Genomic DNA, 20,002 nt, shown 5'->3' on the forward strand with positions numbered 1-20,002 from the left:
CGCCCGCCCCGCCGGTCTCCCGGCGGGGCGGGCGCCCCTGCGCTGTTTCACGAACGCACGCTTTCGCCGCGCCCTCGCCCACCCGCTCACGCACCACCGCGCACCGCGCACGCCCGCTCAGTTCCGGCCGCGGGCCATCCCCACCGGGTCCTTCTTGAAGGCCCAGGTCATCTTGGGCTCCATGGCGAAGCGGAAGATCCGCTGCACAGGTGGTGTGCACAGCAGCGTGATGACGGTGCCCGCGATGAGCGTCAGCAGTACCGCGCCCCACGGGGTCTGCATCCAGTCCGCGTCGTACCAGTTCCAAAAGCGCGACCCCTTGGCGAGGAAGCCGTGCAGCAGATAGCCGTAGAGAGTGCCCGCGCCCAGCGCCGTGCACCACATCGTGCGCCCCGGAATCCAGGCGAAGAAGCAGGCCACCAGAACGAGTGAACAGCCGAACATCGCCAGCGTCATCACACCACCGCTCCACCACGGGGCGGCCAGCTCCTGCGCGGCGTCGCGGTGGTAGAACCACGCGGCGTTCATCCGCGGCGCCGCCCAGTACGCGAAGACCAGCGCGGCCGCGAAGACCGGTACGGCCAGGATCCGCGCCTTCTTGCGGCGTACGAGCTTGAAGTGCTCCGGCCGCAGCGACAGCCCGAGCACGAAGAACGGCAGGAACTGCAGCACCCGCTGGAGGTCCAGGTCGTCGCCGATGTCCGGTGAGAGGGACGCGAGCACGGCGACGGCCAGGGCGAGCGGGACCGGCCAGCGCACGATCTTCCACAGCGGAGTGGTCAGCCGCCAGATGAACAGGGCGGCCAGGAACCACGTCAGATACCAGGGATCCATCAGGCTGATCGGATAACCGGGATCGTCATCCGCCCACCTCTTGAAGAGCGTGTAGGCGACTTCGAAGAGGATGTAGGGAACCGCGACGCCGGTAATCAGCCGCTGCAGCCGGTCCTTGCGCATATCGAAACTGCGCGAGAAATAGCCGGAGATGATGATGAACGCCGGCATATGGAAGGCGTAGACGGTGATGTAGAGCGCCGCCGCCGTCCGGCTGCCGTCGCGCAGCGGTTCCCAGGAGTGGCCCATCGCCACGAGCACGATGGCCAGGTACTTCGCATTGTCGAAGAAGGCGTCGCGAGGCTTCGCCTTGGCGTCGGCCGCCTCGGCTTTCTTGTCGCGGCCCGCGGCCCGGCGCTTGGCATGACTGCGGGGTCCCGCATGCGAAGTACCGGCGGTGGGCGCGGATTGACGGCCCGTCGCCGAACCGGGGGCGGTCGTCGCCGCCGACCCGGATGCGGTCGCCCTCGCGGTCGTCGTCGCCGTCGCCATCGTTGCCGTCGCGCCGCCGGCCGCGGCCGCTCCCGCCGGACTCAGCTCGTCATGCGGCATCTGCCGAGGCGGGGGAAGCGGCACCCGCCGTTCGCCGTACGCCGGAAAATTGCTTTTCAAGGAGCCTCCCGGAACGATCCCAGAGGAGGAGCTGGACGCTGGCCCGCACCGGGCCGCAAATCGGAACCCAAAAGCCAAATCCTGCGTCTTAGTTCTTTTACGGGGAGTGTGGCGGCGTCGAACATCTCAGGCACCTTAGCCCCGCGGCGGGAATCACGTAAATCCCCGACTGCGGCGGCCACACGCGCCGCATCCGCCCTCCACAGCTCCTTCACGCGCCGCGGGCGGCAGCGCGCCTGGGGCCACCGCCCGGCGCACCACGAGATCCGGACCGAGATCTGGACAATGCCCCCCGAATCCCCGTCCGTTGCCCATTATTCAATAACACCTTCGACCCCTCGGACTCTCACCGATCGGGCGCTGGTGTTCTTCGCCACGTCCCACACATAGACCTGCAGTCGGCGCCCGTGCGGCCCGCGCAGCCGGTGCACGGCCGCCAGCCAGCCTGAACTGAGCGCGGACGCACGGGGGTTGATCTGATCGGCGAACCGCGCATAGCGCGCCAGTTCGTCCATCCCGGGCGCACCGAGTATCCCCGTACGGATCTCCGGCGCCCTCGCGTGTACGGCCTGGACGCACGGCACGGAGAAGCTCTGGACGACCAGCCGGCTGCGGACATGGTCCCGGTCCAGCCACCCCCGTGCCCGCAGTTCGCGGATGACCTGCGCCTCGATTCCGGGATACTTCTCCGGGGCCTTGATCTCCAGCAAAAGGCGCTGCCCGTTGTGGTCCAGGCGGCGTAGATAGTCGGCGAGCGTCGGCACCCGCTCCCCGGTGAACCGCCTGCCGAACCAGCTGCCGGCGTCCAGCCGCGCGAGCTCGGCGGCCGTGAAGTCCCCCACCCGCCACGGCGCCCGTCCGGGAAACACCTTCGCGGCGTCGGTCGTCCGCCGCAGGGTGGCGTCATGCATCACCACCAGCCGGCCGTCCTTGCTGCGCTGCACATCGTTCTCGACCCATATGAGCCCGCGGCGGTGTGCGGCATCGACGGCCGCGAGGGTGTTCTCGGGCGCGTAACGGGAGGCGCCGCGGTGGGCGATCAGCAGCATGGCCGCGGTGCCGGGACCGGCCCGTGTCCCGCTGCTCACCCCGACATCCGCGTACTCCGCGGGACCGGAGGCCATCGCGGACAACGACACCGCGGCCGCCACCAGGTAGGCGACCCCGGCGGCGGGTATACGCAGCGATCTCCGAAGCATCCGGGAGCCTCCTGGTGCGCTCACCCGCGGACGGACCCGTCCGCGTCAGGTTTGCCCCCTGAGGCCCTTCCTTCCGTCCAGGAATACGGCTGTTTTCTCAACATGCCCGCAACCGTCGTCACCCGCCACGCGAGCATTCCCGCGACTGCTGTGCACCGGCTGTTCCACCGACCTCCTTCTCCCAGGTCAGCGGGGGTGCGCAGGCAGGCGGAGCGGACGGACGGCGGCTTCCCGGGCGGCCCCCCATCCGTGTGCGCCGCCCAGGCCAGCCGCCTGTGCGTCCGGGCCCCCACCGCCCTGGCCTTTCCGCGGACGATCGGCCCCGTCGGCTCCGTCACCGGCACCGTCACCGACCCCGTCACCGGATCCGTCACGGCCCTCCCGTCCGTATGTAGATCACGTAACAACCGCCGATGGACGGCTGTTACACAGATGACAGTCCACCGAAAAGCGTCACTCATAGCTTCATTCGCGCCGACCGATCCAACGAACCGGAGCGAGAGCCATGAAGCGCATCACGAGCATGCCCCGACGCCACAAGACGGCCATCGGCGCCGCACTGTCCTGTGTCGCCGTTCTCGGCACCTTCGCCACCGCCAATACGGCGACCGCCGCCACCGGCTCGGCTCACACCGCTCACCTCGCGAGTGCCGCCCGCGCCGCCAACACCCCCTACGTCATGAACCACTACGGCGAGGAGAACGCCGACAAGGGCAAGGCCGAGCGCAGCCCCGAGAACCTGGTGCTCTCCGAGTACACCGCGGCCGGGGACCTCAACTGGAAGCAGTGGGGCGACAAGACGGCCGTCGCCACCGGCAATGTCAGCGGCATCTGGTGCGGCCAGTCCTGCCTCGACAAGCCGCTGAAGGGGACCCTGACGCTCTCCGACCCCAAGACCGTGAACGGCAAGACGGTCTTCTCCTCCTTCACCCTGAAGCTCGCCGGGGGCTCGGGTGCGTACGATCACGAGGACCTCCACGGCAAGCGTCACCTCGCCACCATCTGACGGCAAAGGCCCCCGATGAACAGGCCCACGGCCACCGGCACCACCGTCTTCGCACTGGTGCTGGCGGCCGTGGGCCTCACCGGGTGCGGCAACCCGGGAACGCCCCATGTCGAGGGCCCCGCGCCCAGCCCCACCCAGGTCCGCGGACCGGTCTACGTCTCCGACACCCTGGGCCATCCGCTGACCCGCCCCACGGGGTTCGCCCTCACCGAGTTCGCCTCGGTCTCCCGGCTCAGCTGGCGCTCGTGGGGACAGCCGAAAGCCGTCGCCACCGGGCGGCTGTCCGGCATGTTTTGCATCCCCCACTGCCCCGCGCACGGATACCGGGCCACCATCGAACTCAGCCGCCTGCAGCACCAGGAGAACGTCTCCTACTACAGCCGCGCCGTCGTACATTCCTCCCACCCCCTCCCGTCCGACCCGGCAGCCCAGCTGCGCAACGTCCGGCTGCCCGTCCCCGAGCCCTAGGAATGCAAGCGATGACCGATGTGCTGCTCGTGGAGGACGATCCCCTGCTGCGCGAGGCCACCCAGCTGTCCCTGGAGCGCTACGGGTACCGGGTTCGCACCGCCGCCGACGGCCACGCCGGGCTGGCGCGGTTCCGGGAGCGTGCCCCCGATGTCGCCCTCCTGGACGTGATGCTGCCCCGCCTCGACGGGGTCAGCGTGGTGCGGCGCATCCGTGAGGTGAGCCGGCTGCCGGTGCTGATGCTCTCCGCCCGCACCGACCCGGTGGACGTCGTCCTCGGTCTCGAAGCCGGCGCCGACGACTACCTCACCAAGCCGTACGACATACCGGTGCTCGTCGCCCGCATACGCGCGGCGTTGCGCCGCGCCACGGAATTCGCCGAGCCCGGCCCGCCCGAGGACGAGACGCTGCTACGGTTCGGCGACCTCACGGTGGACACCGCCTCCATGGACATCCACCGGGCCGGCCGGCTGCTCGACCTCACCCCCACCGAGCGCAAGCTGGTCCTCGAATTCGCCGCCGAGCCCGGCGTCGTGCTCTCGCGCACCACGCTGCTGGAGCGCGTGTGGGACTACCCGTGCGGCGGCGACCACCGTGTCGTCGACGTCCATGTGCTGCGACTGCGCGCCAAGATCGGCCACGACCGCATCGTCACGGTCCGCGGCTTCGGCTACAAGCTCGCCCCCTGACCCTCATGGGACTGCGTACCAAGACCGCCCTGGTCATCGCCGCAACGGCCGCGATCGTCGCCACGCTCATCGGGCTGCTGGTGCACCAGCTCACCGCGGAGGACCAGCGCGAGAGCGCGGGCCATGTGGTCGACGCCCGGCTCGTCGAGGCGGTCAGCGCCTACGCCTCGGGGATCGACAGCGGCGCCCTGGTCAATTCACCCGAGCTGCCCGCCGCGCTCCGCAAGACCGTCACCGACCGCCCCGTGCGCGCCACCTGCCTCCAGAGCAGGGGCGGCTCCCGGGCTCCGGTGCTGTGGGCCGCCACCCGCAGCGGCCGCGACATCCTCGCCGTCCGGCGCTCCTACGCTCCCCAGGCACGCGCCCTCGCCGATCTCGACCGGGTGCTGGTCGGCTCCGGCGCGTCCGTCACCGCGCTCGGCTGTGTGCTGGGCATCGTCGCGGCGGCCGGCGCGGGGCGGCGTATCACCGCCTCCGCGGACACCGCGCAGCGGATCGCGGACGGCGATCTCACGGACCGGGTCCGGCCGAAGGGCAAGGACGAGATCGCCCGGCTCGGCGCCGCGGTCAACACCATGGCGGATGCCCTGAGCGCCCGCCTGGAGGCCGAACGGCAGGTCACCGCCGATATCGCCCATGAGCTGCGCACCCCCGTGGCCGGCCTGGTGACCGCCGTCGGACTCCTGCCGCCCGGCCGCCCTGCCGAGCTGGTCAGCGGGGGTGTGGACACGCTGCGCACCCTGGTGGAGAACGTCCTGGAAGTCGCCCGGCTCGATGTCCCGGGCGTCGAGCAGGCCCAGCACGAGAAGGTCCTCCCGAGCACCCTGGCGCACCGGGCCGTCACCCTGGCGGGCGGGGACGTCGAGGTCACGGTGCACCACGAAGCACCCGTGAGGACCGACCCCCGCCGCGTCGAACGGATCCTTGCCAATCTGATCACCAACGCCCGGGTCCACGGCGCCCCACCCGTGACCCTGGAAGTCGACGCCACGGCGATCCGCATACGCGACGGCGGCTCCGGCTTCCCCGCCGAACTCCTCGCCCACGGCCCCCGGCGCTTCCGCACCGGCGCCCGCGAACGAGGCGCCGGCATCGGCCTGGGCCTCACCATCGTCACCGGCCAGGCCCGCGTACTGAACGCCCGGGTGACCTACGAAAACCCGCCGGACGGAGGCGCGCTGGCAACGGTGCACCTCCCCCCGAACAGCTCGTGACGAGCCAGGAGCCCCCCGCGGCCTACTCGTTACGCTCGCCCGCCACGCGCGGCTGCTGTTCCGCAGGCCGCGGTGTGGGCCGCGCGGCGGTGCGCTGCACGACGATGTGCCGCACGGCGTCCTTGTGAGCCCTTGCGCCATGCACACTGTTGCGCGTATGTGCAATTATGGACACGCGTTCGGTCCGGCTGGCATTTCCTGACCACACGCGCCAGCCGGCGTGCGCTTGAGTTTGCGTATATGCGCGGCACCGCCCGCGCCCGCTGAACGGGGGCAGACATGGGAAGTTGCAGTTCGGGGCACGATCGGGCTCCATATCTGGCTACATCGCACCCGGATCCGTCGGCCTCCCCGGGCGGGGTCGCTCGGCGCCGCCCGGCATGACGGAACCCCCACCTGCGGGGGTACCTGTTCCTCCTGCCGTCCGACGGCGCCTCGGCGCGGACTTGTCCGAGGCCGGCCTGAAGGGCCGGGCGGGCGCCCCCTCATGGGCTTCCGGTCACAGGCCTGAGAACCTGATGCGCTGAGTCGCCCCTGTCTCGACACAGCTTGCACCGCCCTGCCAGGGCGAAAGCGGGCACCGGGGCACCCATGTGCCATTTTATCGAGAAACTCCTCGCAATTGTCCGGATGTCAGCTCCGGCCGAGAGCTACGGTGCCGATCCTTGATCGCGATGCATGTACGGGGAGGGCCCCTCCCTCCCACTGGCACACCGACTGGCGCCGCGGCACGACCGGCGCGATCGGCACGGTCTACGGCTCCGCCGCCGATCACGCCGAGCTGAGCGCGCTGCTGGAGCAACTGCGCGAGCGGCTGTACCACTTCTGGCACGGGACGCACGTACCGCAGTCCGACATGCCGCAGTCCGACATGCCGCATACCGGCGTACCCCAGGCCATCGGTACGGTAGGCCAACTCGACTGACTGACCGGCCCCTTGGACGAAAGGCACTGCACATGCCCGAGAACAGCACTCCTGCCGCGGTGGTTTCGGTGCCGGTGGGCCGGGTGGTCGGCGGCCGGACGGAGGTCCGCGACGACGACTGGGGCAAGGAGACGGCGATCATCCGCCTGGACGCCGGCCAGTACGGCCCCGAGGCGGTGGCGGGCCTGGACACCTTCTCCCACCTGGAAATCGTCTACCACTTCGACCGCGTCCCCACCGACAAGATCCAGACCGGGGCCCGGCACCCCCGTGGCAACACCGACTGGCCCCTGGTCGGCATCTTCGCCCAGCGCGGCAAGAACCGCCCCAACCGCCTCGGCGTCTCCCGCTGCCGCCTCCTCAAGACCGACGGCCTCGACCTCCACGTCCAAGGCCTCGACGCCGTCGACGGCACCCCCGTCCTCGACATCAAGCCCTACATGACCGAGTTCGGCCCCCAGGGCCCGACCACCCAGCCCGACTGGGTCACCGACATCATGCGCCACTACCACTGACCGGCCCCGTGCGCGGGCGGCCGCGCGCCGTACCGGCCGCTGCCCCGGAGGATGCCGTGCCGGGGCGGGGGACGCCGGGCCCAGGCCTCACAGGGGCAGGAGGCCGAGGGCGACGCGGGTGAGTTCCGCCTTGTTGCCGATGCCGAACTTCGATCGCACCCGCTTGACGTACGTGTCGACGGTGTGCGGGCTGATGCCGATGCGCCGGGCCACCTGGCCGTGGGTCATCCCGGACGCGATGAACCGCAGCACCTGCCGCTCGCGCGGCGACAGCCCGGGCTCCGTGCGGCCGGCCTCGGGCTCCATGCGGCCGGCCTCGGGCACCGGCGTGCGGCGGTCCACTGCCTCGTACACCTGCCGCAGCACCTGGTCCGGGGTGGCCTCGGCCCGCACCACGACGACATCCGGCGCGCTCCCGCACCACGCCGGTCCGTCCGGCACGGCCTGGGCCAAGGTGTCCTCCACGAGCAGCACGTCGATCCCGGTCCCGGGACCGGGAAAGGAATCGGCCGAGGTGAAGACGACCTCACAGGGCGACCGGGTGGTCAGCAGGTGCGTCAGACCCATCAACACGAGGGGCCGGCCGTCACAGATCGCTGTTCGCACCCCGCCGACATCGGCGCGGGAGGCCGGCGGACCGGCTTCCGGGCGTTCGAGGGTGATCGTCTCAGTGCTCATCGATGCCTTCCCCGTAGATCTTGTTGATGCGTTCGATCGCCTCAGCCACCCGCTGTGATGGCTCGGCGGTGAAGCAGAGACGGGCCCAGTTGCCACAGTGCGCCCCGAAGCCCCGGCCCGGAGCCAGGCCGACACCGAGCTCGGCGCACCGGCGGACGAACCGCTCACCGTCCCCCCAGGCGCTCAGATCGAGGAAGGTGTACAGCCCGCCGGACGCCTTCGTGTGCGGAACCTCCAGCAGCGAATCGGCGAGCCACCCGGCCGCGGCAGCGTGGTCCCGGCGTCGGTCGAGCTCCTTCCGGGGTGTGCGCAGCGCCGCGTACACGGCGAACTGCGCCGGGATGGAGACGGAGCGGAGCGTGTGCGGCGACCGGGTGGCCTGCGGCTTGGTCAGCCCCGGCGGAGAGATCAGGCAGCCCACCCTGGTGCCCGGCAGCGCATACGTCGTGCTGAAGCCGTGCACGGAGAAGGTGCGCGCCGCCGTCGCGCCGGCGTCCGTCGCGCCGGCGTCCCCGATGTCGAGGAAGCCCTCCCTGGTGAAGTCGTAGTTCTCGTAGGTGTTGTCGGCGATCAGCCACAGGTCGTGCCGCTCGGCCAGGTCCGCGAGCGCACCGAGCCGGGCACCGTCGAGCCGGTAACCCGTCGGATTGTTGGGACTGTTGAAGTAGATCGCGCGGGTCCTGGGTGCCACGGCCCGCTCGACGGCCCCCGCGAAGTCGAATCCACGGGCCACCCCGAGCTCCAGGAAGACCGGTACCTCGCGCGGCACGCCGCCGGCCGCCCGGATCAGGCCGGTGGTGAACAGCCACTGCGGTGAGAGCACCAGGACCTCATCGCCCTCCCGCAGGATCGCGTGCAGGGCGGCGGCGAGGGCGTGCGTGGCACCACTGGTGACCAGGACCTGTTCGGGGCCCACGGCACTCTGCCGCCGGGCGGTGGCGGCCCGGGCGAGCGCCGCCCGCAGCGCCGGGACACCACCGGGAGGAGCCTGCTCGTCAGGGGTGAAACCGAACTCCCCACTGCCCCGGGTGCCGGACCGGACACAGGGTCCGAAGACGGTCCTGCCCCGGTGCAAGCCGATCGGATCCGCGTGCCCGGAGCCGCGCAGCAGCTCTTCCACACGATCGAGAGGGGAGCGTGGGCCTTCACCGGGAGCCCGTGCGAGAGACGGCATGGCGGGGTGCTCCTGCTGGAGGAAACCTTCGGGAGGGAACGTGCGTGACTCCTGACTCCGCCGTGCGACGACACAGGCAAGGGGCGGCGGCAGGCCCCACCACGGCCCGTTGCCGCCGACGACCGAGTCTCCTTCTCACCAGTGGGTGTCGTCCGAGGAGACGGTTGTGCCCCCGTGGCTGTCGCCGGTACCCGTGCCCGTTCCGGTGGCGGTCAGGGCCACGTTCCAGTGCGTGTCGCCGGGAGGCGAGGTGGCGGCCACGTTCCAGTGCGTGTCGCCGGGAGGCGAGGTGGCGGCCCCGGCCGGCCCGACCGCCGTCAGCACCGCCACCGCCCCGGCGGCCAGGCCGAGCACCGAGCGGGTCACGATCCGGGTCTTCCTCATCGCTCTCTCCTTCGTCCGCGGCTCGTCGCTTCACCGGGGTCGCCCCCGTGACAGGAACAGTTCAACCCCGGCCGCTTTCGAACGTCCTTCCGTCGGCTCAGTGCGCACCGGCCCTGAGCCGAAAGCCGATCAGAAGGAGATGAGAAGGATTGCCCACGAACCCGCGTATACGTGCTGGTCACAGGCCCGACGAAGGGGGCGGCGGCGTCAGCGCGTCAGCCCGGCATCCTTGGCGCACAGCGCGGCCTGCACCCGGTTGTCCACCTCGAGGGCGGGGCCAGAATGCGGCTGACGTGCGCCTTCACCGTGCTCTCCCGCATCCCCAGACCGGTGGCGATCTCAGCGTTGGACACGCCGCCGGCCAGGAGCCCGAGCACGTCGGATCTGACAACCTGCTGCCACTGCAGGACCTTGCCATGCCGTATCAGTTATGAGGCAAACACGGGGCGAGAGGATTCCCGGGTGATGCAGAGTGGTGATGACGCATGATCAATGGGTGCGGTACGAGTCGAGGCCAGGAAGGGCCGTTGATGACGTGATGGCGTCCGAGGCACCACAGGCCGCCGTCTTATGGCCCGTTGCAGAGATCGCGATCGTTCTGGCACTGTTCTTCGCCGTCCTTGCGGTCAAGCGAGGTTGGCCCGGTGAGGCCCGTCTCCGCCGCATCGCCTTGTGGATCAAGGCATGGGTTCTGTCGGCCCCGGCCACCGCGGCCCTGTGGATCTTTCTCACGCTCCACTCTTCTACCCTGGGCGAGTTGACGTCCAGCGTGCGGACCGAGGTCCTGCGCTTGCACAGCACCAACCTCACCCAGCTTGCCGAGCATCCCGTCTCGGCCCTGATCAGTTCTGCCCTGTGGATCGAGATTTCGGATCTTCCGATGGTCGCCCTGCTGGCAGTCTGTGTCCTTGCACCCGCGGAACGCTGGCTCGGCACCTTCCGGACAGTCGTCGTGTTCTTCCTCGGCCATGTGCTGGCGACGCTCATCACCGCGGGAGTGCTGACCGCCCTGCTCAGGGTGGAAACCGAGCGCTACGCGGACCGCGGGTTCGGCAGCGTGGTCGATGTCGGCGTCAGCTACGGCAGTCTCTGCGTGGCCGGGTTGCTCTGCTACCGCGTGCGCAGCCTCCCCCTGCGCATTCTGGTCATGGCCGGTCTCCTGATCGGTGTGGTCGCCTCAGGCGCATTCTTCGAGGACTACACCGCGTTCGGGCACAACACCTCCGTGGTTCTCGGCTTCCTCCTCCGCCCGCTTGCCACGACGGCGATGAGAAGCGCGGGGCGCGGAGCGAGTCCTCCGCGTCATCCGGACGAGCAGCCCGGGCTTCGGCCGGAAGAGCGTTCCGGTGCGGCCTAACCACCGCGGCCTGGCAGCCTCCTGCGGCGGCAAGTTACTGACCGATCAGCCGAAGGTTCCGGTGCTTTCCCGTGCAGACAATGGCTGAGCCGGGGCACGTCCGGCCGTTCGATGTCTTGGGGGAGTCATGGAGTTCCAGTTGCTCGGAAATGTGGTTGCCAGCAACAGCAGAGGCCAAGTGGCGCTCGCTGGAGCGAAGATCCACACAGTTCTCGCCACGCTGGTTCTGGCACATGGCCGAATGGTCTCGGACAGTGGGCTGAGCAGGTCGTTGTGGGGGTGGAATCCACCGGCGACGATGAGTGCCCAGATCTACACGTACATCTCGCGGTTACGGGGCCTGCTCGGTGACGAGGCGGACCTGGCCCGGGGGCAGTCGGGATACGCGCTGCAGACCGACAGCCCATTGATTGACGTGGTGGACTTCGAGCGGTTGGCGAAGGCCGGTGGAGAGGCACTGAGGGCGCGTCGGTACGCCGAGGCCGACCGGGATCTGCGGGCGGCTCTGGCACTGTGGCGGGGGCCCGCACTGGGGAACGTCACGGAGTTTCTGGCCGACGAGCAGCGGCCGCGGCTGGAGGAAGCCCGGGCCGGGTCCCTGGAAGACCGGATCGAGACCGACCTGGCCCTGGGACGGCACCGGCAACTGGTTCCGGAGCTGACCGGTCTGGTCAACAGCCACCCGGTACGGGAGCGGCTGCGGGCGCAGCTGATGATCGCGCTGTATCGCTGCGACCGGCAGGGTGATGCGCTGGCCGCCTACCACTGCGGCCGCAAGGTGCTGTCGGACGAACTCGGGGTGGACCCGGGCTCCCTGCTGCACAGCACGTACCTCTCGGTACTCAACCGGGAGCTGGGTCTCCCCGCTGGTTCCGGCGAGCCGACGGTGCTGGGTTCCTCACCGGCTCCTCCCCCGGCCCCCGACATGCTGCCGCCGGCCAGCCATGACGTCTGCGGGAGACAGCGGGAGCTGGCTTCTCTGCTCGAAGAGCTCCCACCGGGCGGGCCCGGACTGCCCCGGCGGTTCCTGCTCACCGGGATGGCCGGCATCGGCAAATCCGCGCTGGCGGTACGGGCCGCGCACATCGCCCGGCCGCAATTCCCCGATGGGCAGCTCTATGCCAACCTCACCGGCGTGGACGGCTCCCCGAAGGCCCCGCACGACGTCCTGCCGCTGTTCCTGCGGGCACTGGACGACACGGACCTCCGGTCCGGCGAGCCGGATGACCTTGTACGGCGCTACCGGACACTCACCTCGGGCAAGCGGTTGCTGGTGGTGCTGGACAATGCTTGCTCCGATCTGCAGATCGACTCACTGCTGCCCACAGGGGAGCAGTCGGCTGTGCTCATCACCAGTCGCGCTCAACTCGCCTCCGCCGTGGGCGTCCGGACGACACTCCTGAGGCCGATGCCGGAGGACGAGTCGCTTGCGTTGCTCGCTGCGGTCGCCGGCCCTGAGCGGATCGCGGCCGAGGAGGAAGCGGCGCGGAAGATCGTGACGTATTGCGCCGGACTGCCACTGGCGCTGCGAATCGCCGGGGCGAGGCTCGCAGCACGGCCGCACTGGTCGGTGAAGATGCTGGCCCGCAGGTTGGACTACAGGCCAAACCGCCTGCGTGAGCTGTCCATAGGGAATCTCTCCGTGGCCGGGAGTCTGCGGCAGTCACTGGAACGGCTCTCGCCGCACGGCTGGGCCGCTCTGTATGCACTGCCCCTACTCGGTGCGGGGTGCTTCCCGGCGGAGGAGATAGCAGCGTTGATCGGGTTGCGCGCAGCGGACGCCGAGGAGGCGCTCGAAGCGCTTGTCGACGCACGGCTGCTGGACCTGCCTGCCGCCGACGACCACGGCAACCCCCTCTACCACTGCAACGAGCTCGTCCGGCTGTTCGCCGCGTCACTGCAGCCGTCGGAAGGTTGCGCGTCGACACCCGATCTGGCGCCGGTCCGGATCGCCTCCCATTCCGCCCGCCCCGTGCTCAGCCGCAGCATCCCGGCGTGAGGATGACCCTGCGCACCCTACCGACGTCCATGAATCCCGTGCCATCCACGTTGTCGATGAACCAGGAGAAGAGATGACTGCCACCTTCCTCACCAGCCTGCCTGCCAGGGTCGCTCTGTGTGTTGCCACCACGGTCGTCGGCGGCGTTCTGCTTACGGGCTGCAACAAGGCCGAGGAAGACGCCTCTTCCTCCTCCTATACGGTCGACGAACAGATCACCTCCCTCAAAGTCAAGAGTGCGGGCGGTTCCATCGAACTCGTCGGTGGCAGCGGCAGCGGGATCAAGGTGACCGAGAAACTGCACTACAACAACGACAAGCCGAAGACTCGGCACACCTCCGCGGGCGGAGTGCTGACGCTGGCAGCGCCCAACAGCTGCGGGGGCGGGGGCATCGGCGGCAACACCTGTGAGGTCAGCTACCGCGTGGAGGTCCCGAAGGCGCTGGCAGCCAATCTGCAGAGTGACGGTGGCAATGTCACCGTCGACGGGGGAGCGGCCGGACAGCTCACCGTGCACTCGGACGGGGGCAGTGTCACGGCCGGCAAATTCCCGGCCGCGCCGGAAAGCGTGGAGGTGAACTCCTCGGGTGGCAATGTCACTCTGCGCATGCCGGCCGGCGCCTATGCGGTGAATGCATCGACCGATGGCGGCAGCCAGAAGGTGGGTGTGAAGACGGACCCCGGCTCCGACCACAAGATCACCGCACGGTCGGACGGCGGCGGGGTGTCCGTCCTCTCCGCCGGCTGACCGGCCCGGATGCCATGGGGGCCGGTCAGCGCCATTGCAGCGGCCCGGTCCCCATGGCATCACGTCCGCGGCACAGCCATGTCGGAGCGCTGCGTCAGGCCTCCAGGAAGTCGTCCACCCGCACTCCCCGTCCGTTGCGCTCCGCCCGCTCCGTACGCATTCCGTGAGGGCGATGTCGAGGACGCCCAAGCCGAACAGGGAGTAGACCACGTGCTGCCCCGGCTTGCGCTCGATGTGCGTGGTGCCGCGCAGCGAGGCACCGATCTGCGCGACGACGAAGTCGCGGTTTCCGGCGTGCTGTTGGGCCAGGGCCAGTAGGTGCGTTCACGCCAGAGGTGGTCGGTGTCGTCCACGACGTTGACGGCACTGAGAATCGTCTCCACAGCCATGTCGCGCAGCGAAACGTGCAGCACGGTCGTGCCCGGAGGGCAGGTCGACGGGTCCAGGTGCGGCTCGGCAGCTGTGGTGGCCAGCGAGAGCAGCGGGTGCCCCGCAAGGGCCGCATCGAGGCTCTTCGCTGCCGTTGCTCGCACTTCCGGGCACGACCACGGTGCAGGTACGCGCGAACGACTCGCGTGTGCCGGTTCCATGTCGTAGAGCGCGACGTCCCGGAGTCCGGGAGGCGCAGCGTTCAATCCTCTCCCGGGAGCGGCATCACGGCTGCAGGACTGGACGGCCGGCAGTCCAGTCCTGCAGCAACCCTGCCAACAAGTTCTATAAGGCGTCTCTAATAGAAAGCCCGTAGAGGTGCCCACCACGCTAAAGGCCGCATCGTCGATCTCTAGCGAAGGGCATCCGCATGAGCCGTCCCGCACTCCAAGGGATTCTGGACGCCATCGGGCACACCCCGCTGGTCGAACTGAGCAAATTTGCACCCGAGTTCGGATCTCGGATATTCGCCAAGATGGAAAAGTTCAACCCGGGTGGCAGCATCAAGGACAGGTCCGCGCTGAGCATGCTGCTGGAGCGGATCCACAGCGGTCTGCTCGTGCCCGGCCGTTCGGTGGTCGTCGAATCGAGCTCCGGGAACCTGGCCATTGGGATTGCGCAGATCTGCCGGTACTTCGGGATCGAATTCATCTGTGTGGTCGATGCGAAGACCACCCGGCAGAACCTGGCCATGCTCTCCGCATACGGTGCCAGGGTCGAGGTCGTACGGGCGCCCCACCCGGAAACGGGGGAGTACCTCGGCGCCCGGCTCGACCGGGTTCGTGAGTTGGCCGCAACGGTTCCCGGTGCGTACTGGCCCAATCAGTACGGCAATCCGCTGAACCCCCGCGCTCACCGGGAGACGATGCGGGAAATCGCCGAGGCTCTGAACGGGCAGGTCGACTACCTCTTCTCCCCGGTGAGCACCTTCGGCACCCTGCGCGGCTGCGCCGAATACATCGCGCAGCACTCACTGGACACCACTGTCGTCGCGGTCGACGCCGTCGGCAGCGCCATCTTCGGGCAGCAGCCCGCCCGCCGTCTCATTCCCGGCCACGGAGCCTCCGTGCCGCCGGCACTGCTGGACCCGGCATGTGCCGATGATGTCGTCCACGTCGACGACCTGGACTGTGTGGTCGCCTGTCGGCAGTTGGTACGCCGCGAGGGGATCCTGGCCGGCGGCTCCTCCGGAGCAGCCGTCGCGGCGCTGCTGAAGATCGCCGGACGGATCCCGGACGGATCTCACTGCGTCATGATCTTCCCCGACGGAGGGGACCGGTACGTCGACACGATCTACTCCGATGACTGGGTCGGCGCGCACTTCGGGGAGGTCTCACACCTGTGGAAGGACGCCCCCTCAGGTGTTCCTTCCTCCGACGCTGCCGGAGTCTGAGCCGCGGACCGGCAGCAAGAGAGAGGTGGCAGCCATGAGCGCCGACGACCTCGTGGATGTCTTCGACCGCGGTGCCGCCCATGTGTGGTGGGGCACCGCAGCCGCCCCGTCCGCCCTGAGCGCCACGGCAGTCCTGTCCGCGGCCGAAGGGGAATGGGCCCGTGCCATGACCGCGGAGGCGGGATTGCGCTACACGGCTGCGCAGGTGGCCGTGCGCCGCATTCTCGCCGGCTATCTGGGGACGGACCCAGCGCTCGTCCTGCTCGGCAGACTGCGTTGTCCGCAGTGCGCCGGCGATGACCACGGCGCACCGTGCGTGGTCTGGCCGCCCACCGAGCTGAGCTACAGCCTGTCCCGGTCGGGGCCGCACTGGATACTCGGTGTCACGGGCGGCCGACGCCGCATAGGGATCGGCATCGAGGAGATGTCGCCCGTGGACCTCGACGCGGTCGCCCCCACGGTGCTCTCCATGCGGGAACTCAGCCGGCTGCGCGCCCAGCCGGCGTCCGAGGGGCAGCTGGGACTCTTCCTCCGTTACTGGACCCGCAAAGAAGCGGTGATCAATGCCAGCGGGGTCGGTCCGATGACCGATCTGCGCGCTGTGGACGTGCACGACGCACCGCTCGGCGACCCGCTCGTCGTGCGACATGCCGCGGCCACAGGGCCGGACTCGTGGGTCGTCGAGGACATCGCCGTCGGGCCCGGCCGGTACGCGGCCATCGCCCGTGAGACGGCCGCCACGGGTCCGCTGCGGCTGATCGGGAACACCCATCCGGCCCTCGACCTCCCGGTGCCGGAGCCCGTGCCGGCAGGACGGACGGAAATGCTGGAGACAAGGAGCACACCGTGGCCATCCGCCATCTCATCTCTCTCGACGACCTCACCGACGCCGATCTGAATTCCATCGTGGCCAGAGGCGCCGGATTCTCCTCGGGCGAACTGACACCCGCTCGGACGTTGGAAGGGACGGTCGCCGGGATCTACTCCCGCAAGACCTCTACCCGGACCCGTACCGCGTTCTCCACCGGTGCCCTGAGGCTCGGTGCGCAGATCATCGCCTACCACGGCAGTGACCTGATGATCAACACCGGGGAGACCAGCGAGGATACGGGCCGGGTCTTCTCGCGGATGCTGGACACGCTGGTGGCCCGGACCGCCGGTGACCCGGCGGAGCTGCGGGCCTGGGCATCCCAGGACCGCATGTCGGTGGTTAATGCGATGAGCGCGGACGAGCACCCCACACAAGGACTAACCGATCTCACCACACTGCTGCGGCACTTCGGCCGGATCGCGGGGCTGCGTGTGCTCTACGTCGGAGAGGGCAACAACACGGCCGCCGCACTCGCCCTGGGTCTGACCCGGTTCCCGGGCACCGTGCTAGAACTGCGCACACCGGAGGGATACGGGCAAGGCGAGGACTTGCGGACGCGCGCCCTGGCCCTGGCCGCGGAACACAGTGCGCTGATCAATGAGCGGCACGACATGACGGACCTGCCCGCAGACGTCGACGCCGTCTACACCTCCCGCTGGCAGACCACCGGCACCAGCAAGGCGGATCCGGGCTGGCGCCGGGATTTCGCGCCGTTCCAGGTCACCGAGGCGCTGTGGGAGACCAGCCGCAGAGCCGTCTTCCTGCATGATCTGCCCGCTCACCCTGGCGAGGAGGTCACGGCTGACGTGCTGGACGGCCCGCACAGCATCGCCTTCGATCAGGCCGAGAACAAGATGCACAGCGCGATGGCGGTACTGGAGTGGTGCCGGGTCGGCATCGTCGCGGACGCCGCCGGCGGTTGCGCGTGAGCCTGCTCGATCGGCGTGCACCGGAGACCGGGCAGGCCGGCCCCGGCCCGCTGCGGCGCAATCGCGACTTCCTCCTGCTGTGGACCGGCGCCGGTATGTCGCTCCTCGGCCTGCGCGCGAGCACGGCCGCCTACCCGCTGCTCATGCTCTGGTACGGGGACAGCCCCACGGGAGCGGGAATGGTGGGATTCGCTGCGCTGCTGCCCCAGTTGGTGGTGCAACTGCATGCGGGCGCTCTGGTCGATCGGTGGAACCGGCGGCTGTTACTGATCTGCTGCGACATCACCGGACTGCTGGCGATGGGTGCCGTCGTGGTGATGCTGGCCATGGATCGGCTGTGGCTGCCGGGACTGATGGCGGCAGCATTCGTCGACGGCGCGGTCGGGCTGTTCCAGCGGCTCGCCGAACGGGCGGCCGTCACGCATGTCGTGCCGTCCTCCCAGCTGTCCCAGGCCCTGGGACAGAACGAGGCACGAGGACAGGCGGCCGGGCTGCTCGGACAGCCTGCGGGCAGCGGACTGTTCACACTCGGGCCGTGGGTGCCCTTCGGTTTCGCTGCCGTGTCCCATCTCCTCGCCCTTGCCACCCTGCTGCTCATCCGCAAAGACCTTCAGGGGGAGCGGTCCACGCCGGCGCGGAAGCTCCGCTCCGAGGTGGTCGAGGGGCTCCGGTGGGTGCGGCGGCAACGGTTCATGCGGGCTGCCGTCGGGCTGAACGCTGGCAGCAATCTGCTCTTCCAGATACTCGTCCTGACCCTGGCGCTCATCGTCAAGGAACACGGTGGATCGGCGCTGACCGTCGGGCTCATCGGCCTAGTGGCCGGACTCGGCGGCGTGGCGGGGGCGCTGGCCGGGGCACGCGCGGCCGGCCGACTGAGGCCGTTCACCGTGCTGGCCGGCTCGTTGTGTGTCTGGACGGTGCTCATGGTGCCGGTCCCCTTCACCAGTGACCCCTGGGCGCTCGGCGTGCTGCTGGCCGGAATGAGCTTCGCCGGGGCGCTGATGAACGTGGTGGCAGGGGTGTACCAGGTGCGGGTCACCCCGGACGCTCTGCAGGGCCGGGTCACCAGTGTCTTTTCCCTTCTGGGCTCCGGCATGGGCTCGGCGGGTGCCCTCGTCGGCGGACTGCTGCTGAGCACCGTCGGGACGTACCCGACGGCGCTGGGTATCGCCGCGGCGATGGCGCTGCTGGCGCTGGCCGCCGTCGTCACCCCGGCGCTGCGCGACGACGCCGTCGAAGCCCCCGCAACTCGGCTATAGATCCATTTAGCGAATAAATATAGGACTTCTGGCCAGAGTTGCACGCGTCAAGTCAACAGCCTTGCCAGAAAGGAGAGATGACCGATGAACGACGACGCGGGAGACGCCCTCTGGGCCCCCGCCGAGATCACGCCGGCGGCCACCGGGGCCGAGGCGAGTACCCGGGGACTGGTGGAATACCTCGGGTCCGTTCCGGATCTCGGTGCCCTGCTCACCGCCGAGAAGGCCCTGGTCTTCCGGGGCTTCAGGGTCGATCCGGCCGGGCTGAACGAGGCGCTGAACCTGCTGCTGCCCCGTCGGCTCGCCTATGTGCACGGTAATTCTCCGCGCACCAAGGTCGGGGCCAATGTCTACACCTCCACCGAGTACCCGGCCGAATACGCCATCTCGATGCACAATGAGATGAGCTACGCGCATCAGTGGCCGGCCCGGCTGCTCTTCTTCTGCGAGACCGCACCGCAGAGCGGCGGCGCCACCCCCGTCATCGACGGCGTCCACTGGCTCGCCTGCCTTGACGCCGAGGTACGTGAGGCCTTCCGAAGCGGCGTGCGGTACACGCAGAACCTGCACGGCGGTCTGGGCCTCGGCAAAAGCTGGCAGTCGACCTTCGAGACCGAGGACCGGGAGCAGGTCGAGACCTTCCTCAACGACTCGGGCGCCACCTGGCAATGGCTGCAGGACGGCGGGCTGCGCATCTCCCAGGTGCGGCCTGCCGTCATCCGGCATCCGGTCACCGGCGACGAGGTCTGGTTCAACCAGGCCGACCAGTGGCACCCCGCCGCCCTCGGTGACGACACCTCCGCCGCACTCGCCGCGATCATGCCGGCCGAGGAACTACCGCAGTCCGTCAGCTTCGCCGACGGCTCGCCCATCCCGGACGCCTACGCCGTCCAGGTGCGCGACCGGGGTCTGGCGAACGCCGTGGACGTCGACTGGTGCGCCGGTGACCTGCTGCTCATCGACAACGTACTGGTCGGCCACGGCCGTCGGCCCTTCACCGGCCCGCGGCGCGTCCTCGTAGCGATGTCGGACTGACCCGCCGCGTTCGCCCACCCCTCCCTTCACCCATCCCAGGAGACCTTCATGCCCGCTGCTGAGATCAGCGCCCCCGCCTACCGCGTCGTGCTCAACCACGAGGAGCAGTACTCGATCTGGTGGGCCGACCGAGATCTGCCCGTCGGCTGGCGTGCCGAGGGCACCGAGGGCACCCGCGAGGAGTGCCTGGCCCACATCGGCGAGGTGTGGACGGACATGCGCCCGCTGAGCCTGCGACTCCGCATGGACGCCGCCGCGAACTGATTCCGCCTGACGAGCACGCA

20 protein-coding genes and 1 pseudogene are annotated in these 20,002 nt (G+C 69.5%); 15 read left to right on the forward strand and 6 right to left on the reverse strand.

Annotated features, from left to right (window positions below; translation table 11 throughout):
- Positions 1-117: 117 nt before the first annotated feature.
- Together ACGFR7_RS14300 and ACGFR7_RS14305 are read right to left on the reverse strand one after the other, a co-directional pair.
- Positions 118-1,386 (reverse strand): acyltransferase family protein, encoded by a 1,269-nt coding sequence (locus ACGFR7_RS14300; RefSeq protein ID WP_393317865.1) that lies wholly within the window; start codon positions 1,384-1,386, stop codon positions 118-120.
- Between the two features lie 374 nt (positions 1,387-1,760).
- A complete protein-coding gene (locus ACGFR7_RS14305) occupies positions 1,761-2,645 on the reverse strand; it encodes a glycerophosphodiester phosphodiesterase (protein WP_393317867.1) in 885 nt (294 codons plus the stop codon).
- 505 nt (positions 2,646-3,150) lie between these two features.
- On the opposite strand from ACGFR7_RS14305, the gene ACGFR7_RS14310 reads away from it, so the two are divergent.
- From ACGFR7_RS14310 to ACGFR7_RS14335, 6 genes are all read left to right on the forward strand, one after another.
- Complete coding sequence (locus tag ACGFR7_RS14310) at positions 3,151-3,651, forward strand: hypothetical protein (RefSeq protein ID WP_393317869.1); 501 nt, start codon at positions 3,151-3,153, stop codon at positions 3,649-3,651.
- 15 nt (positions 3,652-3,666) lie between these two features.
- Positions 3,667-4,119 carry a hypothetical protein gene (locus ACGFR7_RS14315; protein ID WP_393317872.1) on the forward strand — a complete coding sequence of 151 codons (453 nt, stop codon included), beginning with the start codon at positions 3,667-3,669 and terminating at the stop codon, positions 4,117-4,119.
- 11 nt (positions 4,120-4,130) lie between these two features.
- The gene (cseB, locus tag ACGFR7_RS14320; RefSeq protein ID WP_393317874.1) at positions 4,131-4,808 is read left to right on the forward strand and encodes a two-component system response regulator CseB; all 678 of its coding nucleotides are present in this window, start codon (positions 4,131-4,133) and stop codon (positions 4,806-4,808) included.
- Between the two features lie 5 nt (positions 4,809-4,813).
- Positions 4,814-6,022: a sensor histidine kinase gene (locus tag ACGFR7_RS14325; protein WP_393317877.1), complete on the forward strand. Its 1,209-nt coding sequence runs from the start codon at positions 4,814-4,816 to the stop codon at positions 6,020-6,022.
- Positions 6,023-6,677: 655 nt separating this feature from the next.
- Positions 6,678-6,947 (forward strand): hypothetical protein, encoded by a 270-nt coding sequence (locus tag ACGFR7_RS14330; protein WP_393317879.1) that lies wholly within the window; start codon positions 6,678-6,680, stop codon positions 6,945-6,947.
- 32 nt (positions 6,948-6,979) lie between these two features.
- On the forward strand, positions 6,980-7,462 hold the full coding sequence (locus ACGFR7_RS14335; protein ID WP_393317882.1) for an SAM-dependent methyltransferase: 483 nt from the start codon (positions 6,980-6,982) through the stop codon (positions 7,460-7,462).
- Between the two features lie 87 nt (positions 7,463-7,549).
- Here ACGFR7_RS14335 and ACGFR7_RS14340 read toward each other — a convergent pair whose 3' ends face one another.
- The 4 genes and pseudogenes from ACGFR7_RS14340 to ACGFR7_RS14355 form a co-directional block, all read right to left on the reverse strand.
- Complete coding sequence (locus ACGFR7_RS14340; protein WP_393317884.1) at positions 7,550-8,140, reverse strand: response regulator transcription factor; 591 nt, start codon at positions 8,138-8,140, stop codon at positions 7,550-7,552.
- On the reverse strand, positions 8,130-9,314 hold the full coding sequence (locus ACGFR7_RS14345) for a pyridoxal phosphate-dependent aminotransferase (RefSeq protein WP_393317887.1): 1,185 nt from the start codon (positions 9,312-9,314) through the stop codon (positions 8,130-8,132). Before ACGFR7_RS14345 ends, ACGFR7_RS14340 begins: the two co-directional genes overlap by 11 nt.
- Before the next feature lie 135 nt (positions 9,315-9,449).
- Positions 9,450-9,698 carry a hypothetical protein gene (locus ACGFR7_RS14350; RefSeq protein ID WP_393317889.1) on the reverse strand — a complete coding sequence of 83 codons (249 nt, stop codon included), beginning with the start codon at positions 9,696-9,698 and terminating at the stop codon, positions 9,450-9,452.
- A 207-nt stretch (positions 9,699-9,905) separates the two neighbouring features.
- Positions 9,906-10,078 (reverse strand): annotated as a pseudogene (locus ACGFR7_RS14355) (LuxR C-terminal-related transcriptional regulator); the annotation flags it as partial.
- Positions 10,079-10,236: 158 nt separating this feature from the next.
- On the opposite strand from ACGFR7_RS14355, the gene ACGFR7_RS14360 reads away from it, so the two are divergent.
- The 9 genes from ACGFR7_RS14360 (at position 10,237) to ACGFR7_RS14400 (ending at position 19,982) form a co-directional block, all read left to right on the forward strand.
- Positions 10,237-11,055 carry a rhomboid-like protein gene (locus tag ACGFR7_RS14360; protein WP_393317891.1) on the forward strand — a complete coding sequence of 273 codons (819 nt, stop codon included), beginning with the start codon at positions 10,237-10,239 and terminating at the stop codon, positions 11,053-11,055.
- Positions 11,056-11,353: 298 nt separating this feature from the next.
- Entirely contained in the window at positions 11,354-13,054 is a 1,701-nt protein-coding gene (locus tag ACGFR7_RS14365) for a BTAD domain-containing putative transcriptional regulator (protein WP_393317893.1), read from the forward strand.
- 73 nt (positions 13,055-13,127) lie between these two features.
- Entirely contained in the window at positions 13,128-13,802 is a 675-nt protein-coding gene (locus ACGFR7_RS14370; RefSeq protein ID WP_393317895.1) for a hypothetical protein, read from the forward strand.
- A gap of 799 nt (positions 13,803-14,601) precedes the next feature.
- On the forward strand, positions 14,602-15,624 hold the full coding sequence (sbnA, locus tag ACGFR7_RS14375) for a 2,3-diaminopropionate biosynthesis protein SbnA (RefSeq protein ID WP_393317898.1): 1,023 nt from the start codon (positions 14,602-14,604) through the stop codon (positions 15,622-15,624).
- 34 nt (positions 15,625-15,658) lie between these two features.
- Positions 15,659-16,522 (forward strand): 4'-phosphopantetheinyl transferase family protein, encoded by an 864-nt coding sequence (locus ACGFR7_RS14380; RefSeq protein WP_393317901.1) that lies wholly within the window; start codon positions 15,659-15,661, stop codon positions 16,520-16,522.
- Complete coding sequence (locus tag ACGFR7_RS14385) at positions 16,471-17,424, forward strand: ornithine carbamoyltransferase (RefSeq protein ID WP_393317904.1); 954 nt, start codon at positions 16,471-16,473, stop codon at positions 17,422-17,424. The genes ACGFR7_RS14380 and ACGFR7_RS14385 overlap by 52 nt, the downstream gene beginning before the upstream one ends.
- The gene (locus tag ACGFR7_RS14390; protein WP_393317907.1) at positions 17,421-18,683 is read left to right on the forward strand and encodes an MFS transporter; all 1,263 of its coding nucleotides are present in this window, start codon (positions 17,421-17,423) and stop codon (positions 18,681-18,683) included. The genes ACGFR7_RS14385 and ACGFR7_RS14390 overlap by 4 nt, the downstream gene beginning before the upstream one ends.
- Positions 18,684-18,767: 84 nt before the next feature.
- On the forward strand, positions 18,768-19,718 hold the full coding sequence (locus ACGFR7_RS14395) for a TauD/TfdA family dioxygenase (protein ID WP_393317910.1): 951 nt from the start codon (positions 18,768-18,770) through the stop codon (positions 19,716-19,718).
- A gap of 48 nt (positions 19,719-19,766) precedes the next feature.
- A complete protein-coding gene (locus ACGFR7_RS14400) occupies positions 19,767-19,982 on the forward strand; it encodes an MbtH family protein (protein WP_393317913.1) in 216 nt (71 codons plus the stop codon).
- The last annotated feature ends 20 nt before the right edge of the window (positions 19,983-20,002 follow it).

It is taken from the genome of Streptomyces sp. NPDC048516, assembly GCF_043199875.1.
Classification (GTDB): domain Bacteria; phylum Actinomycetota; class Actinomycetes; order Streptomycetales; family Streptomycetaceae; genus Streptomyces.

Bases quoted from the DNA above. Each gene is read 5' to 3' on its own strand.
- sbnA (WP_393317898.1), top strand. From the start codon at position 14,602: ATGAGCCGTCCCGCACTCCAAGGGATTCTGGACGCCATCGGGCACACC.
- ACGFR7_RS14350 (WP_393317889.1), bottom strand. From the start codon at position 9,698: ATGAGGAAGACCCGGATCGTGACCCGCTCGGTGCTCGGCCTGGCCGCC.
- ACGFR7_RS14345 (WP_393317887.1), bottom strand. From the start codon at position 9,314: ATGCCGTCTCTCGCACGGGCTCCCGGTGAAGGCCCACGCTCCCCTCTC.
- ACGFR7_RS14305 (WP_393317867.1), bottom strand. From the start codon at position 2,645: ATGCTTCGGAGATCGCTGCGTATACCCGCCGCCGGGGTCGCCTACCTG.
- ACGFR7_RS14310 (WP_393317869.1), top strand. From the start codon at position 3,151: ATGAAGCGCATCACGAGCATGCCCCGACGCCACAAGACGGCCATCGGC.
- ACGFR7_RS14300 (WP_393317865.1), bottom strand. From the start codon at position 1,386: ATGCCGCATGACGAGCTGAGTCCGGCGGGAGCGGCCGCGGCCGGCGGC.
- ACGFR7_RS14395 (WP_393317910.1), top strand. From the start codon at position 18,768: ATGAACGACGACGCGGGAGACGCCCTCTGGGCCCCCGCCGAGATCACG.
- cseB (WP_393317874.1), top strand. From the start codon at position 4,131: ATGACCGATGTGCTGCTCGTGGAGGACGATCCCCTGCTGCGCGAGGCC.
- ACGFR7_RS14380 (WP_393317901.1), top strand. From the start codon at position 15,659: ATGAGCGCCGACGACCTCGTGGATGTCTTCGACCGCGGTGCCGCCCAT.
- ACGFR7_RS14365 (WP_393317893.1), top strand. From the start codon at position 11,354: ATGAGTGCCCAGATCTACACGTACATCTCGCGGTTACGGGGCCTGCTC.
- ACGFR7_RS14335 (WP_393317882.1), top strand. From the start codon at position 6,980: ATGCCCGAGAACAGCACTCCTGCCGCGGTGGTTTCGGTGCCGGTGGGC.
- ACGFR7_RS14340 (WP_393317884.1), bottom strand. From the start codon at position 8,140: ATGAGCACTGAGACGATCACCCTCGAACGCCCGGAAGCCGGTCCGCCG.
- ACGFR7_RS14360 (WP_393317891.1), top strand. From the start codon at position 10,237: ATGGCGTCCGAGGCACCACAGGCCGCCGTCTTATGGCCCGTTGCAGAG.
- ACGFR7_RS14315 (WP_393317872.1), top strand. From the start codon at position 3,667: ATGAACAGGCCCACGGCCACCGGCACCACCGTCTTCGCACTGGTGCTG.
- ACGFR7_RS14400 (WP_393317913.1), top strand. From the start codon at position 19,767: ATGCCCGCTGCTGAGATCAGCGCCCCCGCCTACCGCGTCGTGCTCAAC.
- ACGFR7_RS14325 (WP_393317877.1), top strand. From the start codon at position 4,814: ATGGGACTGCGTACCAAGACCGCCCTGGTCATCGCCGCAACGGCCGCG.
- ACGFR7_RS14370 (WP_393317895.1), top strand. From the start codon at position 13,128: ATGACTGCCACCTTCCTCACCAGCCTGCCTGCCAGGGTCGCTCTGTGT.